Below are 16781 nucleotides of genomic sequence, written 5' to 3' on the forward strand. Positions count from 1 at the left end.
CTATGCAATATTCAGTTTAACATCAAGCCCTTTAAGTGCATCTTGCACATTTTCAAACAATCCGCTATCGCAAATAATTTGATCAAATACGGTCAAAGGGCAAACAAAAAAAGTAGCAATTTTGCCGTATTTTGATGAATCGGTAACTAAAATATTTTGCTTTGATGATTGTAATATCGCTTTTTTTACAGGAATTTTATTTTCATTTGGCGTTGTTAAACCTTTCAAGCTCCAAGATGAGGTTGAAATAAAGGCAATATCAATAGAAAGGTTCTTAAGAAACTCCGCAGCAAGTGAGCCTGTTGTTGAGAAATTTTCTTTACAAACACTCCCACCTATATGAATTAAATCACACTTTCCTACATTACTAAGATAATGGGCTATTACAAAGTCGTTTGTAATAACTAGCAGATCTTTTCTATCTGCAATTTGATGAGCAATTTCTAACGTTGTCGTGCCTGCATCAAGATATACGGTAGTATGGCTTGAAATCAGCTTTGCAGCTAAAGTACCAATGGCGGATTTCTCCTCGTGGAACAAACTTGATTTATCAATATGTGGTAACTCAACCGCTAATCTTTCAACGGATTGAGCCCCTCCTGAGACTAACGAAATTCTACCTTCATCTTCAAGTTTTTGAATATCACGACGGATAGTCATATGTGAAACATTTAACTTATCTGCTAAAAATTGAATACTAGCTACCCCATTATTATTAATAAATTGCAATATCTTCTGTTGTCGTTCTATAGGAATCATTTTTTCGCCTAATTTTAGTTGTTGTTACAAATTATATCAGATTTATCCTCTAAAATTAAAATCACAAAAGTTAACATAAATTGTTAATATTTGTGATCTTCATCACAGATTTTATCTTTCCTATTGGTTAATATACCCCCATCAAGTTCATTAATTTATTTGAGGGAATAAACAATGAGTCAAAAATATAGCGTTGCCGTTATCGGCCTAGGTGCAATGGGTATGGGAGCAGCGAAGTCTTGTATCGCAGCAGGTTTAGACACCTACGGTGTAGATTTAAACCCGCTCTACTTAGAAACCTTAAAAGCAGCTGGTGCAAAAGGTGTTAGCAATAATGCAGTTGAGTTCGCAGCAGATTTAAATGCAGTTTTGTTATTAGTTGTGAATGCAAACCAAGTGAATGCCGTGTTATTTGGTGAAAATGGTTTAGCACAACATTTGAAAAAAGGTACTGTAGTAATGGTTTCATCTACCATTTCTGCACAAGATGCGAAAGAAATTTCACATAAATTAACAAATTTAGACTTAATTATGTTAGATGCTCCTGTTTCAGGTGGTGCAGCTAAAGCCGCACAAGGCGAAATGACGGTTATGGCATCAGGTTCTGCACAAGCATTTGAGAAATTAAAACCTGTTTTAGATGCCGTTGCAGGCAAAGTATACAACATCGGCGAAGAAATTGGCTTAGGTGCAACGGTGAAAATTATTCACCAACTATTAGCTGGTGTACATATTGCCGCAGGTGCAGAAGCAATGGCATTAGCGGCTCGTGCAGGTATTCCGTTAGACCTAATGTATGACGTAGTAACTAACGCTGCAGGTAACTCTTGGATGTTTGAAAACCGAATGAAACACGTCGTTGATGGCGACTACACTCCTCTTTCAATGGTGGATATTTTCGTAAAAGATTTAGGCTTAGTAAACGACACAGCAAAATCTTTACGCTTCCCACTCCATTTAGCCAGCACGGCTTATTCAATGTTTACTGAGGCAAGTAACGCAGGTTACGGCAAAGAAGATGACAGTGCCGTAATTAAAATTTTCAGCGGTATTGAGCTACCAAAAAAAGGAGGCAACTAATGCTAGGCATTATTGCAGATGATTTTACCGGTGCGAGTGATATTGCCAGCTTCTTAGTTGAAAACGGTTTACGCACCGTACAGATGAACGGTATACCCCAAGCAGCATTAAATGATGACGTTGATGCGATTGTAATTAGCCTGAAATCTCGTTCAAACCCTGTTGATGAAGCGATTGCACAATCGTTGTCAGCATTGGAATGGTTAAAACAGAACGGTTGCACACAATTCTATTTTAAGTATTGCTCAACTTTCGATAGTACCGAAAAAGGCAATATTGGTCCAGTTACTGATGCATTAATGGCAGCATTAGAGACCGATTTTACGGTGGTAACTCCGGCTCTACCTGTTAATGGTCGTACGATCTTTAACGGCTACTTATTCGTCGGCGATGTGTTATTAAGCGAATCAGGTATGCGTAACCACCCAATTACACCAATGAAAGATGCCAACTTAGTGCGTTTAATGGATGCTCAATCTCAAGGTAAAACAGGGTTAGTTGCTTATGCTGATGTGATTCAAGGAGTGGAGCGTGTGAAAGTTCGCTTTGCCGAATTAAAAGCACAAGGCTACAAATATGCCGTTGTAGATGCAGCGGATAATTCGCAACTTGCGGTACTTGCCGAAGCCGTGGCGGATTTCAAATTAGTCACCGGTGGCTCAGGCTTAGGGGCTTATATGGCGGCTTACCGTTCAGGTGGTAAGAAAGGCACGAATGCATTTGTGCCAAGCAAAGGCAAAACCGTCGTACTTTCAGGCTCTTGCTCAGTAATGACGAACAGCCAAGTGAGTGCGTACAAGCAACAAGCTCCAAGCTATTTCTTAGAAGCAGAAAAAGCGATTAACAACCCGAACTATGTAGAAGAAATCTACCAATGGGTTGTTGAGAATTTAGATGGTGACTTAGCTCCTTTGGTTTATGCCACAGTACCGCCGGAAAAACTCAAAGAGATCCAAACCCAATTCGGCGGCGACAAAGCCAGCCACGCTATTGAAACAACATTCGCCAAGTTAGCGGAAAAACTGCACGCATTTGGTGTAACCAACTTTATTACCGCAGGTGGTGAAACCTCTAGCATTGTAGTTCAACAGCTTGGATTTAGTGGTTTCCACATCGGTAAGCAAATTGCACCGGGTGTGCCGTGGTTACAAGCGGTCGAAAAACCAATTTTTCTTGCATTGAAATCCGGAAACTTTGGAAAAGAAGATTTCTTCTCTTATGCACAAGGAATGTACCAATGACCGAACAAGAACAAAAAATTGAAATGGTAAACCTCGCTCGCTCTTTATTTGAGCGAGGCTATACTGTAGGCGGAGCGGGTAATCTTTCCGTTCGTTTAGATGAAAATCGTATTTTAGTTACACCAACAGGTTCATCACTCGGACGGCTACAGGCTGAGAGTCTTTCAGTTCTAGATATGGAAGGAAATGTACTTGAGGGCGATAAACCTTCTAAAGAATCGATTTTCCATTTGGCAATGTACCGGAAAAATCCAAATTGCAAAGCAATCGTGCATCTACATTCAACTTATTTAACTGCACTTTCTTGCTTAGAAAATCTGGACACAGATAACGCAATGAAAGCCTTCACACCATACTATGTAATGCGTGTTGGGAAATTGCCCGTTATTCCTTACTACCGACCGGGCGATAGCAATATTGCAAGAGAATTAGGCGAAAGAGCCTTAGATGGTAAAGCCTTTTTACTGGCAAATCACGGTGTTGTAGTAACAGGTTCAGATTTAGTTGATGCAGTGGATAACACCGAAGAGTTGGAAGAAACCGCCAAACTTCATTTTATTCTACAGGGTCAGAAAGTCCGTTATCTCACTGATGACGAAGTGAATGACCTAAAAAACAGAGGAAAATAAAATGCCTAAATTTGCAGCAAATTTAACGATGATGTTTAACGAAGTGCCGTTTTTAGAGCGTTTCGAAGCGGCAGCAAAAGCAGGATTTAAGTATGTTGAATACCTTTGGCCTTATGACTACCCAGCTGAAGAACTCAAATCCAAGTTAGAGAAATACGGCTTAAAGCAAGTGTTGTTCAACACAGCCGCAGGTGATGTTTCCAACGGCGAATGGGGCGTGTCGGCAATTCCGGGACGTGAAGCGGATAGCCACCGTGATATTGATTTAGCGTTGGAGTACGCCCTCACATTAGGTTGTAAAAATGTGCACGTGATGGCTGCGGTTGTGTCGGAAGGCGAAGATCGTGAAGCCTATAAACAGACTTTTATCAAAAATGTGCAATATGCCGCAGACAAATTTAAACCGCACGGTATCAAGGTGTTACTGGAAGCACTCAGCCCTGAAGTAAAACCAAACTATCTGCTAAAAAGCCAGTTTGATACGTTGGAAATTGTAGAAGCCGTTAATCGAGATAATGTATTTGTTCAGCTTGATTATTTCCACGCACAGAATGTGGACGGCAATCTTTCTCGTTTAACCGATAAATTAAACGGCAGATTTGCTCATATTCAGATTGCATCTGTGCCGGATAGACACGAGCCTGATGAAGGCGAAATTAACTACGAATACATTTTCAACAAACTCGATGAAATCGGTTATGACGGCTATGTGGGTTGTGAATATAAACCAAGAGCGGAAACAACCGCAGGATTAGGTTGGTTCGAGCAATATAAATAGAGGATAGATAAAATGAATATCGTCATTACAGGTGGAGCAGGCTTTTTAGGACAACGCCTTGCAAAAACCTTATTAACTCAGCATTCAGACAAAATTGAAGAATTAGTGTTAGTTGATGTGATTAAACCAACGGCACCAAATAATGACTCTCGTGTACGTTGTTTAGAAATGGATCTAAGAAATCCAGAAGGTTTAGATGCAATTATTACCGAAAAAACGACCGCTATTTTCCATTTAGCTGCAATCGTGAGTAGCCACGCAGAGCAAGACCCTGATTTAGGTTATGAAATTAATTTCTTAGCAACTCGTAATCTCCTTGAAATTTGTCGCAAAAATAACCCGAATATTCGCTTTATTTTCTCTAGCTCATTAGCGGTATTTGGCGGCGAGCTACCAGATGTAATTACTGATGGTACAGCAGTTACACCACAATCAACTTATGGCTCACAAAAAGCAATGTGTGAATTGCTCATCAATGACTATTCTCGCAAGGGTTTTGTTGATGGCATTGTGCTTCGCTTACCTACAATTTGTATCCGCCCGGGTAAACCCAATAAAGCAGCATCCTCTTTTGTGAGCAGTATTATCCGTGAACCTTTACACGGGGAAGAGGCTATCTGCCCTGTATCAGGCTCATTACGTTTATGGCTTTCCAGCCCGAATACGGTAATTAATAACTTTATCCACGCATTAACTTTACCTAGTTTGCCACCACGCGACTGGCACGTGATTAATCTACCGGGTTTTACAGTAAGCGTAGAGCAAATGCTATCTGATTTAGTTTCAATAAAAGGAGAACAAATCTTAGACAAAGTCCAGTTCAAATTTGATGAAAATATTAACAATATTGTTGCCAGCTGGCCGGTTGAGATAGATAAGGCTACAGCTCTCAAACTTGGCTTTACGGCTGATAACAACTTCAAAGAAGTCATCCAACAATTTATTCAATATGATATGTAATTAGGAGCAATTCTATGTTTGGCTTACCCATTCCGATTATTGGACTATTAATTGCCGTATTTGTCTTAGTCTATCTAGTATTAAAAACACGTGTTCACGCATTTATTGCAATGTTAATTGCCTCCGCCCTTGCTGGTCTTATCGGTGGAATGTCCGTAAATGATACTTTAGGTGCTATCAGTAAAGGTTTTGGTGGCACATTAGGTGGTATCGGTATTGTTATCGGCTTGGGTGTAATGATGGGTAGTGTGCTTGAAGTTTCTGGTGCAGCAGAAAAAATGGCATATAGCTTTATCAAAATGTTAGGTAAGAAAAAAGAAGAATGGGCATTAGCAATCACAGGCTATGTGGTAAGTATCCCTATCTTCGTAGATTCTGCTTTTGTTATTCTCTACCCTGTGGCTAAAGCATTAGCGAAAAATGGTAAACGTTCACTTTTAACCTTAGGGGTTGCTCTTGCTGGTGGCTTAGTAGTAACTCACCACACTGTACCACCAACACCAGGTCCATTAGGTGTTGCAGGACTATTTAATGTTGATCTTGGCTTAATGTTATTAGTCGGTATGGCAATGGCAGTATTACCTGTAATTGGTATCGTTCTGTATGCTAAATGGTTAGATAAAAAATACCCTGAGTTTAACCAACAAGTTTTCACTCAAGAAGAATTAAAACAAAAATTTGATGACTACATCGAGAGCCGTGAGAAGAAAAACTTACCAAGTTTAGGTTTATCTTTATTACCTATCGTGCTTCCTATTGCCCTAATTTTCATTAAAGCAATGTTTGATTTAGCGGCAAAAGGCAATACGGAATTAGCTCAATCAGCTGTCTATCAATTCTTCGCTTTCGTTGGTCATCCGATGATTGCACTTGCGTTGAGTGTATTAGTTGCTGTCTATACACTTCTACCAAATACTGATAGAACAACAACTGCTCTTCATCTTGAAGAAGGGGTAAAAACTGCAGGTATTATTTTATTAGTAACAGGTGCTGGTGGTGCGTTGGGTGCAGTATTACGTGATAGCGGTGCAGGTAAACAATTAGCAGAACAAATTGCACAATTACCGATTTCGCCAATTTTAATTCCGTTTATTGTTTCAACAATGGTTCGCTTTATTCAGGGTTCTGGTACAGTTGCAATGATTACAGCAGCGTCTATTTCCGCTCCAATCTTAGCTCAAATTCCGGGCGTGAATATGTTATTAGCAGCACAAGCGGCAACAATGGGTTCACTCTTCTTCGGTTACTTTAACGACAGCTTATTCTGGGTGGTAAACCGAATGATGGGCATCAACGATGTGAAAAAACAGATGATTGTTTGGTCTGTACCAACCACTATTGCGTGGGGTATCGGCGGCATTAGCGTTATTCTAGCTAACCTTGTTTGGGGTAACGATGGTTCATTATTTGACCTTGCGTTCCCTGTTGGAGTGATGGTAATTATCGCAATCTATATCAAATCTCAAAATAAAACCTTAAATAAGTAATGAACTGATAAATAGACTATGAGAACAATCTCATAGTCTATTTTTTTATATATAAGGAAATATTATGAAAAAAACTCTCTCTCTTCTTGCTGGTCTAGCGTTCTCTACTTTCTTATACGCAGCCGATGAAGTTAAACCTAACGGAGCGGTAAATATTACTCTACTTGCCGAAATCACTCCTCAAGGTCAAAAAATTAACGGTTTAGCATTGGAATACCCTGAAAATGTGTTATCGGGTAGCGATCTTCGTCAGCTTTATCAAGTCCAAACCAGTTTAGATAATGCGGAAAAAGAAAACCGTTCGGTCCTAAAAGCCTATGTAAATAGTAAGCCGAAAACCACAAACCTTCCGAAAGCCGGTAAGTATATTATTATTGAATTAGATACCACAGATAAAAATGCTGTGCCATATAGCCTAAAAGAAGCTAACAAAGAGCCAATGAAATTCAAAGCTAAAGAGGCAGACGGCAAAATTGTAGAAAGTGAGAAGGTACAAGCGGTCAGAATTCCTGAATTTTTTGCAAATCGCTTAGCTTATTCGGTGGAACAAAAAGGATTACTAAAATTAACGAATGGATCAACCTTAGGTAAGGCAGAATGGACACAAACCGCTGAGCCTGAAAAAATCAAAACAACTTACCTTGACGAGTTCGTGGCAAAACAGATTAGCTTAGATGATCCCAAAAATAAGCTGAACTATCGCCTCTATTCGCCTTTGCAAAAAAATGATGAAAAATACCCGCTTGTCATTTTCCTACACGGTTCAGGGCAGGTTGGTTCAGATAATCTTGCTCATTTAATTTCGAGTAAAGGGGCAATTGCAACCTTGCCTTATGAACCAAGTTTTGTGTTAGCTCCGCAATATGACCAAGTCTTTGACCCATTTGATAGTGCAGAAAAAGGACAAAAAGGCGGTATTCATTGGCAGACGGAAAACCGTATCAATCTCGTATTCAAAATGATTGATGAAACTATCAAAGCCAATCCACAAATTGATACTAACCGCATCTACGTGAACGGTTTATCTCGTGGGGCAGAGGGCGGACTAAATCTGTTACTCGCCCGTCCAAATTTCTTTGCTGGAGCTTTATTGATGAGCGGACGTGAAGCCTACACAAATGAGTGGGTGGACGGCAATGCAACTAAAGCGAATTTGGCGGCGATTAAAGACCTCCCAATTTGGTTCTTCCATAGCAAAGAAGACAAAGTTTCACCTGTGAAAGGTTCTCGCATCAACTACCAAATTTTAAGCGAGCAACTTAACGCCCCTAATGTGAAATATACCGAATTCAGCTTTGAACAAGCCGGCGACAATGGCATTGTTAATAACAATCCTCATAATACTTGGGACGCTGTCTATAACAGTCCTGAAATTATTGAGTGGCTACTTCAACAAAAACGCCAGTAATGTGAGGTTATCATTCATAAAATAAAATCAATCTTAAGGTTAGGTAACAGTTCTGTTACCTAACTTATCTCAAACCACCCTTATAATCAAAAGTTATACAAAATAGCGTCTTATAATTTCCTTTCCTAAAAATTTTTTTGCAAAATGAACTCATCAAATAACTTAACCAACGCATATATGCCTTTACTCTCTATTCAAAATTTGCATAAAAAATATGGCGAGACGGTCGCAATTAATAATCTGAGTTTAGATTTACATAAAGGCGAAGTCGTTGTATTACTTGGACCTTCCGGTTGTGGTAAGAGTACTTTGCTTCGTTGTATTAATGGATTGGAAGATAAACAAGGTGGCACAATTACGATGCAAGGTGTCGGTGAATTTGGCAAAGATTTGAGCTGGGAGCAATCTCGGCAAAAAGTGGGAATGGTATTTCAAAGCTATGAATTATTCGCACACTTAAACGTTATCGAAAATATTTTACTTGGTCCATTAAAGGCTCAAAAACGCAGTCGGGAAGAAGTTGAAGCTCAAGCAGATTTACTCTTAAAACGAGTTGGTTTGTTTGATAGAAAAACAGCTTTCCCAAGAGAACTCTCCGGCGGACAAAAACAACGTATTGCTATCGTACGAGCGTTATGTATGAACCCTGAAGTTATTTTGTTAGATGAAATTACTGCGGCTCTTGACCCTGAAATGGTAAGAGAGGTTTTAGATGTGGTATTGGAATTGGCAGATGAGGGAATGTCAATGCTCATTGTTACCCACGAGATGGGGTTTGCAGAGAAGGTAGCCGATCGTATTGTATTTATTGATAAAGGCGAAATCATCGAGCAATCTTCTCCACAAGAATTTTTTAAAGCACCGAAAACCGAGCGGGCAAAACAGTTCTTACACGGTTTAGATTATTAACTACTATTTGAGGAATTATTATGAAACGTTCAACACTCTTAAAAACCCTACTCGCAACAACACTTGCGGCTTTTACATTAACTGCTTGTGATAACAATGGCTCTACTCAAGCGAAAGATAGCGTCGCTCAAATTAAAGACAAAGGTATAATCCGCATTGGGGTATTTAGCGATAAACCACCATTTGGTTACATTGATGCTAATGGTAAAAATCAAGGTTTTGATGTGGAAATTGCGAAAGAAATCGCTAATGATTTGCTAGGTAGCCCTGACAAAGTGGAGTTCGTACTCACAGAAGCAGCAAACCGTGTAGAATATCTAAAATCAAATAAAGTAGATTTAGTATTAGCCAACTTTACTAAAACACCTGAACGTGCGGAAGTGGTTGATTTTGCCGAGCCTTATATGAACGTAGCATTAGGTGTGGTTTCTCCAAAAAATGCCCCAATTACAGATGTTAAACAACTTGAGGGCAAAACCTTATTAGTGAATAAAGGTACAACAGCTGATGCTTATTTCAGCAAAAATCACCCTGAAATTCAGTTATTAAAATTCGACCATAACACCGAAACCTTTAATGCATTAAAAGACGGACGTGGCGTTGCTCTTGCACACGACAACGCATTAGTTTGGGCTTGGGCAAAAGAGAACGTAGACTTTGATGTTGCGATTGGCAATATCGGTCCATCTGAGCAAATTGCACCAGCGGTACAAAAGGGTAATAAAGCGTTACTTGATTTCGTGAACAAAGAAATTAGCGAACTTAAAGCGAACGGCAAACTAAAAGAAGCTTATAAGAAAACTTTAGTTCCTGTTTATGGCGAAAAAGAAGATCTTTTAGCAAAATAAGTAAGTGAACGGATTGCTTACCTTGCGGTTGACTAACCTAAACTATTTGCAAAAAATTCTACTTTTTTGACCGCTTGCAAGCTTCAAGGAAGAAAAAACCTTATTCAGTGATGAATAAGGTTTTTTTATCGTTACTCTACGGTTACCGCTTTCGCTAAGTTACGAGGTTGATCCACGTCTGTGCCTTTAATTAATGCGATGTGGTATGAAAGTAGTTGTAACGGCACGGTGTAGAAAATTGGGGCAGTTACTTCATCTACTTTTGGTAGAACGATGGTTTTAAAGCCTTCCGCTTCTTCAAAACCGGCATCGTGATCGGCAAATACATATAATTGACCGCCACGGGCGCGCACTTCTTCAATATTTGATTTCACTTTTTCAAGTAAATCATTTTCAGGTGCAACCACCACAACCGGCATATCGCTGTCGATTAATGCTAACGGACCGTGTTTTAATTCACCCGCTGCGTAGGCTTCAGCGTGAATGTATGAAATCTCTTTTAATTTCAATGCCGATTCCATCGCAATCGGATAGTATTCGCCACGTCCTAAGAATAACGTGTGGTGTTTATCAGCAAAATCTTCCGATAATTTTTCGATTTGTTTATCGAACACTAACGCACTTTCAATTTGAGCCGGTAAGCGTTGTAAAGATTGCACGATGTGATGCTCTTGTTCTTCGCTCATATTCCCTTGTAAGCGACCGATTGCTACATTTAATAACAATAAGCAAGTTAATTGGGTGGTGAAGGCTTTAGTTGATGCTACGCCAATTTCCACACCTGCTTTGGTTAGGAATGCTAAATCAGATTCACGCACTAAAGATGAACTTGCCACGTTACACACCGTCATCGCCGCCATATAGCCAGACTCTTTCGCTAAACGTAATGCCGCTAAAGTATCTGCGGTTTCGCCTGATTGAGAAAGCGTGATTAATAAGCTGTTCGGGCGTGTTACAAATTTACGGTAGCGGAATTCTGAGGCGATTTCCACATCACAGCTTACGCCGGCTACAGATTCAAACCAATAACGAGCCACCATACCGGCATTGTATGAAGTACCGCAAGCCACAATTTGAACGTGTTGTACTTTTGAGAGAATCTCTGTGGCATTTGGAGCAATCGCAGATAAATCCACTTTACCGTCTTTAATACGACCGTCTAGGGTGTTCATAATTGCCACCGGCTGTTCAAAAATCTCTTTTTGCATATAGTGGCGATATTGACCTTTATCAGCAGCATCTGCTTCAACGTTACCTTCGTGAATTTCACGCTCTACTTTGTTGCCTTGACGGTCGTAAATCTCAACAGAACGGCGAGTAATTTCTGCTACATCGCCTTCTTCCAAATAAGCAAAACGGCGAGTTACGCTTAATAATGCTAACGGATCTGAAGCTAAGAAGTTTTCACCTACACCATAACCGATTACAAGCGGGCTGCCTGAACGAGCAACGATTAAATGTTCCGGCTCTTCTTCGTTTAATACTACTGTGCCGTATGCACCACGAAGTTGTACTACGGTTTTTTGTACCGCTTCTAATAATGAAGAAGCTGAACGCAATTCCCACTCAACTAAGTGTGCGATAACTTCCGTATCGGTTTGCGATTGGAACACATAGCCACGCTCTTGTAACACAACTTTTAATTCTTCGTAGTTTTCGATAATACCGTTATGCACCACCGCAATTTTACCGCTACGATGTGGGTGAGCGTTGGTTTCTGATGGCTCGCCGTGTGTTGCCCAACGAGTGTGAGCGATACCTGTACCACCTAATAACGGTTTTGCTTCTAATGCATCGTCTAAAGCTTTTACTTTACCGACACGGCGAACGATCTGCATTTTTTTCTCATCGGCATTTAATACCGCCACACCGGCTGAGTCATAGCCACGATATTCTAAGCGGTGTAAACCATCAACTAAGATTTCTGCGACATCACGCTGTGCTACTGCACCTACAATTCCACACATAAATTTGCTTTCCTATTAATAAATAACGATAAAATAATTTTGCTTGTGAGGGCGAATTGCAATTCGCCCCTACATATCTGTTTTAATATGCTTACTTGGCGATAAGCACTTCGACACCCATTTTTTCGATTTGTTCTTTCGTTTCGAAACTTAATTGGTTGTCGGTAATAATTCTGGTGATTTTCGACCATTCCAATTCAATATTAGGCATTTTTCGCCCGATTTTTTGTGATTCAATCAACACTATCACTTCTCGGCTCACATCTGCCATCACTTGACTTAACCCTACTAATTCATTGAAAGTAGTTGTTCCACGAGCGAGATCTAACCCATCAGCCCCAATGAAAAGTTGGTCAAAATCATACGAACGTAGTACTTGTTCAGCCACTTTTCCTTGAAAAGATTCTGAACGTGAATCCCAAGTACCACCTGTCATTAATACTGTTGGCTCGCATTCCAAAGAGGTTAATTCCGCTGCTAAATTCAGCGAGTTGGTCATCACTACTAAACCTGTTTGGTTTAACACTTTAACCAAAGCCCCCGTCGTGCTACCGCTATCAATAATGATACGGTTATGATCTCGAATACAATCTCGAGCGGCTTGAGCAATCATTTTCTTTTGAATCGAAAGTTGCTCAATAAATTCTTCCTCCATCATTTCTGATGGGATTTTCACTGCTCCACCATATTTTCGCAATAAAAAACCACTTTCTTCTAAAGCGGTTAGGTCTTTGCGAATGGTAACTTCTGAAGTTTCAAACAGTGTAGCGAGTTCATCAACACTCACTTCTTGTTGCGATTGTACCATCTGTACAATTAAATGACGGCGTTGTTGCGTGTTACGTTTTGACATTACAATCTTCACTTAAGTTTCGTTTCAAAACTTTGTGCATTATAAAGAAAGAAAATAAAAAGAAAAGCAAGAAATCCATAATTTACAAAATCTATACAAAACAAAACCGCTTGTTCTTTGGCGATACAAGCGGTTCATTTCTGTCAATTTTTTGCAATTATTTGATTTGGCTACCAATTACGCCACCAAGTGCCGCACCACCTAAGGTTGCACCCGTTGAATTACCGATCACATTGCCTGCAACACCACCAACAGCAGCACCAATCGCTGTATTACGTTGCGATTTTGTCATATTGTTACAGCCTGATACTGCAACCGCTAAAAGGGCTACTCCGACAACTTTTAACATAGATTTCATATTAATCCCTCATTATTAATCAATTTCAAATCGGTCAATCTCCTTGACCCAATTTATAAGATTTTATCTTTTGGAAAAGGTTCAATAAATTAATAGTTAAACCTCTACTCGATTACCTATATCTTTCAATTCTGAGAATTTTTCAACCAATCTTGGCATATCATCAAGGCTCATTGCAAAACTCCACATATAAGTAATGACGGCATAAATATGTCCAGCCTCTACCTTTTTATTTGCAAGAATAGCTAAGGTTACGCCAAATAAAATGCTCAACACAACGCCAATAACCAAAAAGCTCACTGCTTCACGATTAGAAATGGCAATCCGAATTTTCGATAACAAATCATAGTGTTTAACCAATTCAGCATTTCTAATACGTTCGATAGTATGTACTTCATTTTCAAGGCGATTATTCAGTTTAAAATAGAGCCGATCATTTTTACGTGTATAGCTCGGTAAAATCAGCAAAAATAGTATTAAAATCGTCAACGCAATCACACCTGACCAAAATTCAATAATCAGCAACATCACTACTGAGCCGACAATTGAAAATGAAGCTGTAATCAAAATCGGCAAATGCTCTTCAAAAAAGGCGACAAATTGACGAGCTAAGTTTGCGTGAGCCGTTGCCGAAGAAGTTGTGCCTTTTTGCTTTTCATTAATAATTGCCTTGATGGCTAAATCGGCATAAATTCTAACAAACGCTCGAGTATCCACCGCTCGTCTTGCTGAACCAACCACCCAAATAATTAAAACCACTAAAGCATACACTAAGGCGTTGAAAACATTGCCCGCCAATACTGCATTTACCGCAAAGCTACCAACAAGTGGATAAAGCAAAATCAATACATTTTCTAATGCCACAAGCGAAAAGGTTGCCAATAATTTCGAACGGTGAATCTTAACAATATTTTTTAACGTCCGAATTGTTCTAGCCACTATGTTTCTCCAGCTTTTGGCTTAAAGCAGTTTGCAATGCTTTAAACTCATCAAGTAAAAATTTTATTCTCTGTATGCCAAACGCATTAATAACTTGATTTTCTCTGCTCAGTAATTCTTCAATAATAGGTTGAGCAAATGCTCTGCCTTTATCCGTAAAATACAAGGTTTTTTCTCGTCTATCTTGCTCACTGATAACACTTTGCAAAATTTCCTCAATTTCCCACCGCTTGCATAGCGTATTAATCGTTTGTTTGGCAATTTGGCATTTTTCAGCAATGTGTTTTTGGGTACAAGCTCCTTCTACCCAAAGCGTGTAGAGAATGGCTAATTCATTTTCATTAATTTGATACTTTTTTGCGAACAAGCCGTAACTTATCAACATATTGGTACAAGTATCGCCGATTTGGTCGAGATAATTTTGCAAGTGCCCTCCTAAAAATAATCCTAAAATTGACTAATTTCACATATTAGTCATTTTTAGGACTAATTTCAACTTTTATTAGAAGCTGATTTGCAAAATCCCAAGCAAATTCGACCACTTGTTTGGTTGAACTGTGAAGCAGCTCACAGAATTGCGTCCCGTTTTTTGCTATATTTCGCCTAATTTTCTCCCTAACTTTAAGGAAACCACAATGAAATTGAAAAAATTGGCTTTGACAGCATCTACTTTATTACTCGGTTCATTATTTACTCAATCAGCATTGGCGGAAGGTCGTTTAACGGTTTATTGTAGTGCGACGAACGAGCTTTGTGAGCAAGAAGTTCAAGCTTTCGGTAAGAAATATGATGTAAAAGTTTCGTTTGTGCGTAACGGTTCGGGTAGCACATTAGCGAAAATTGAAGCGGAAAAAAATAACCCTCAGGCGGATGTTTGGTACGGCGGTACGCTTGATCCGCATTCACAAGCGGCAGAAATGGGCTTGTTAGAACCTTATCAATCGCCAAACCTTACCCAAATTATCGAAAAATTTCGTGATCCTGCAAAATTAAAAGGCAATTATTCCTCTGCGGTGTATATGGGGATTTTAGGTTACGGCGTGAACTTAGATCGTTTGAAAAAATTAGGTATTGAGAAAGTGCCGACCACTTGGGAAGAGTTACTTGACCCACGTTTAGCAGGCGAGATTCAAATTGCAGACCCGCAAAGTTCAGGCACAGCTTACACAGCAATTGCTACCTTTGTGCAACTTTGGGGCGAAGAAAAAGCCTTTGAATACTTCCGCAAATTACACAAAAACATTTCACAATATACCAAATCAGGCATTACGCCGGCTCGTAACACCGCTCGAGGCGAAACTACTATCGGTATCGGCTTCTTACACGACTATGCTATTGAGAAGAAAAACGGAGCAAATATTGAGATGACAGCCCCCACTGATGGTACAGGCTATGAGCTTGGTGGTGTGAGTATCTTAAAAGGGGCGAGAAATCTTGAAAATGCGAAATTGTTCGTGGATTGGTCGCTTTCTAAAGAAGCTCAAGAACTCTCTTGGCAAAAAGGGAATGCATTCCAAGTTTTAACCAATACAACAGCAGAAGCCTCGCCTTATGCTCTCAATCCAAAAGATTTAAACTTAATTGACTACAATTTTGAGAAATATGGATCAAGTGAAGAGCGTAAACGCTTGATTGACAAATGGGTTAATGAAGTTAAATTAGCGAAATAATCCTATCTTTTAGAGGGGGCTTTCCCCCTCTTTTCTATCTGTGAGGTATTATGCAGAGTTTTTCTTTTTCCCGACCGCTTGTATGGGTGGTGATCGGTTTACTCGGTTTTCTCTTATTGCCCGCTAAAGCATTAGATTATGGCTTGTTTGATTCAACAAAAGACGAGCTTTTTAATGCGATGGGTTGGCCAAATTTAAATATCACTTGGGCGTGGTTCTTATCGCTTTTTGCATTTTTATTGCCAAATCCGACCGCTTGTAAACGCAGAGCTAAGCTAGAATTAGTCGGCTTAGGTTTATTATTTGCTTTTATTTTCTTATCGGCAATTGTACTTAAAATCAGCTTAGGCTATGCGGTATTGCCTCTGATTATTGCCATTACAGGGCTAGCCACTAATAATCTTGCCATTCTTAAAGTAATGCAGGGCGATCGCTTTATTATCGGCTCATTGATTAGCATTATTTTGCTGATTTTCTTCTTTATTGTTTACCCAACCATTGCGATTTTCGTTTCAATGTTCTACAACGGCGACGAGTTTGTGCCAAGCCAAGTGCTAACTATTTTACAACAGCCTTATGTGGCACGAGTGGTGGGGAACTCTTTATCGGTTGCGGGAACGGTGGGTGTGCTTTCCACTCTGTTTGGTTTGGCTTTTGCCCTTTATACCACTCGTATTGCTAAACGAACTGCGTTCATCGGGCGAATTTTCTCGATTTTACCTATTGTTACTCCTCCCTTTGTGGTAGGTTTAGGCGTAACGCTAATGCTTGGGCGTTCAGGTTACGTAACAGAATTTTTAGTGGAACACTTTGGTTTTGCCAGTAACTGGCTCTATGGTTATACCGGGATTGTGATTGCTCACACCCTCGCACTTACACCAATGTCTTTTATGAT

At 39.7% G+C, this 16781-nt stretch carries 16 protein-coding genes and 1 pseudogene; 11 read left to right on the plus strand and 6 right to left on the minus strand.

Annotated elements, in window-relative coordinates:
• A complete protein-coding gene (locus ACJHV0_RS10905; protein ID WP_283386575.1) occupies positions 1 to 759 on the minus strand; it encodes a DeoR/GlpR family DNA-binding transcription regulator in 759 nt (252 codons plus the stop codon).
• A 174-nt stretch (positions 760 to 933) separates the two neighbouring features.
• Here ACJHV0_RS10905 and ltnD point away from each other — a divergent pair, with 174 nt between their 5' ends.
• The 9 genes from ltnD (at position 934) to ACJHV0_RS10950 (ending at position 10099) form a co-directional block, all read left to right on the plus strand.
• Entirely contained in the window at positions 934 to 1839 is a 906-nt protein-coding gene (gene ltnD, locus ACJHV0_RS10910) for an L-threonate dehydrogenase (RefSeq protein ID WP_483134205.1), read from the plus strand.
• Positions 1839 to 3080: a 3-oxo-tetronate kinase gene (otnK, locus tag ACJHV0_RS10915; protein ID WP_334256998.1), complete on the plus strand. Its 1242-nt coding sequence runs from the start codon at positions 1839 to 1841 to the stop codon at positions 3078 to 3080. Before ltnD ends, otnK begins: the two co-directional genes overlap by 1 nt.
• Positions 3077 to 3709 (plus strand): 3-oxo-tetronate 4-phosphate decarboxylase, encoded by a 633-nt coding sequence (gene otnC, locus ACJHV0_RS10920; protein WP_283386578.1) that lies wholly within the window; start codon positions 3077 to 3079, stop codon positions 3707 to 3709. The genes otnK and otnC overlap by 4 nt, the downstream gene beginning before the upstream one ends.
• A gap of 1 nt (position 3710) precedes the next feature.
• A complete protein-coding gene (otnI, locus tag ACJHV0_RS10925; protein ID WP_483134206.1) occupies positions 3711 to 4487 on the plus strand; it encodes a 2-oxo-tetronate isomerase in 777 nt (258 codons plus the stop codon).
• A 12-nt stretch (positions 4488 to 4499) separates the two neighbouring features.
• Complete coding sequence (gene denD / locus ACJHV0_RS10930) at positions 4500 to 5447, plus strand: D-erythronate dehydrogenase (protein ID WP_483134207.1); 948 nt, start codon at positions 4500 to 4502, stop codon at positions 5445 to 5447.
• Positions 5448 to 5461: 14 nt separating this feature from the next.
• Positions 5462 to 6934 carry a GntT/GntP/DsdX family permease gene (locus ACJHV0_RS10935; protein ID WP_483134208.1) on the plus strand — a complete coding sequence of 491 codons (1473 nt, stop codon included), beginning with the start codon at positions 5462 to 5464 and terminating at the stop codon, positions 6932 to 6934.
• Positions 6935 to 6998: 64 nt separating this feature from the next.
• Positions 6999 to 8342, plus strand: a complete 1344-nt coding sequence (locus ACJHV0_RS10940) for an alpha/beta hydrolase-fold protein (protein ID WP_483134209.1) — start codon at positions 6999 to 7001, stop codon at positions 8340 to 8342.
• Between the two features lie 177 nt (positions 8343 to 8519).
• Positions 8520 to 9251, plus strand: a complete 732-nt coding sequence (locus ACJHV0_RS10945; RefSeq protein WP_283387060.1) for an amino acid ABC transporter ATP-binding protein — start codon at positions 8520 to 8522, stop codon at positions 9249 to 9251.
• 20 nt (positions 9252 to 9271) lie between these two features.
• Positions 9272 to 10099, plus strand: coding sequence for a cysteine ABC transporter substrate-binding protein (locus ACJHV0_RS10950; RefSeq protein ID WP_483134210.1), 828 nt, complete (start codon positions 9272 to 9274; stop codon positions 10097 to 10099).
• Positions 10100 to 10230: 131 nt separating this feature from the next.
• Here the strand turns inward: ACJHV0_RS10950 and glmS are convergent, their stop codons facing one another.
• The 5 genes from glmS to ACJHV0_RS10975 all read right to left on the minus strand — a co-directional run bounded on the left by glmS (position 10231) and on the right by ACJHV0_RS10975 (position 14643).
• A complete protein-coding gene (gene glmS / locus ACJHV0_RS10955) occupies positions 10231 to 12066 on the minus strand; it encodes a glutamine--fructose-6-phosphate transaminase (isomerizing) (RefSeq protein WP_483134211.1) in 1836 nt (611 codons plus the stop codon).
• A gap of 91 nt (positions 12067 to 12157) precedes the next feature.
• Positions 12158 to 12919, minus strand: coding sequence for a DeoR/GlpR family DNA-binding transcription regulator (locus ACJHV0_RS10960; protein WP_483134212.1), 762 nt, complete (start codon positions 12917 to 12919; stop codon positions 12158 to 12160).
• A gap of 157 nt (positions 12920 to 13076) precedes the next feature.
• Positions 13077 to 13277 (minus strand): glycine zipper 2TM domain-containing protein, encoded by a 201-nt coding sequence (locus ACJHV0_RS10965; RefSeq protein WP_025235047.1) that lies wholly within the window; start codon positions 13275 to 13277, stop codon positions 13077 to 13079.
• Between the two features lie 96 nt (positions 13278 to 13373).
• Entirely contained in the window at positions 13374 to 14216 is an 843-nt protein-coding gene (locus tag ACJHV0_RS10970) for an ABC transporter six-transmembrane domain-containing protein (protein WP_483134213.1), read from the minus strand.
• Positions 14209 to 14643, minus strand: a complete 435-nt coding sequence (locus tag ACJHV0_RS10975; protein ID WP_283386589.1) for a MarR family transcriptional regulator — start codon at positions 14641 to 14643, stop codon at positions 14209 to 14211. The genes ACJHV0_RS10970 and ACJHV0_RS10975 overlap by 8 nt, the downstream gene beginning before the upstream one ends.
• A gap of 208 nt (positions 14644 to 14851) precedes the next feature.
• Here ACJHV0_RS10975 and ACJHV0_RS10980 point away from each other — a divergent pair, with 208 nt between their 5' ends.
• Together ACJHV0_RS10980 and ACJHV0_RS10985 are read left to right on the plus strand one after the other, a co-directional pair.
• Positions 14852 to 15886 (plus strand): ABC transporter substrate-binding protein, encoded by a 1035-nt coding sequence (locus ACJHV0_RS10980; protein WP_025235044.1) that lies wholly within the window; start codon positions 14852 to 14854, stop codon positions 15884 to 15886.
• Between the two features lie 50 nt (positions 15887 to 15936).
• Positions 15937 to 16781: pseudogene (locus ACJHV0_RS10985) on the plus strand (iron ABC transporter permease); the annotation flags it as partial.

This window comes from Mannheimia sp. (genome assembly GCF_056854775.1).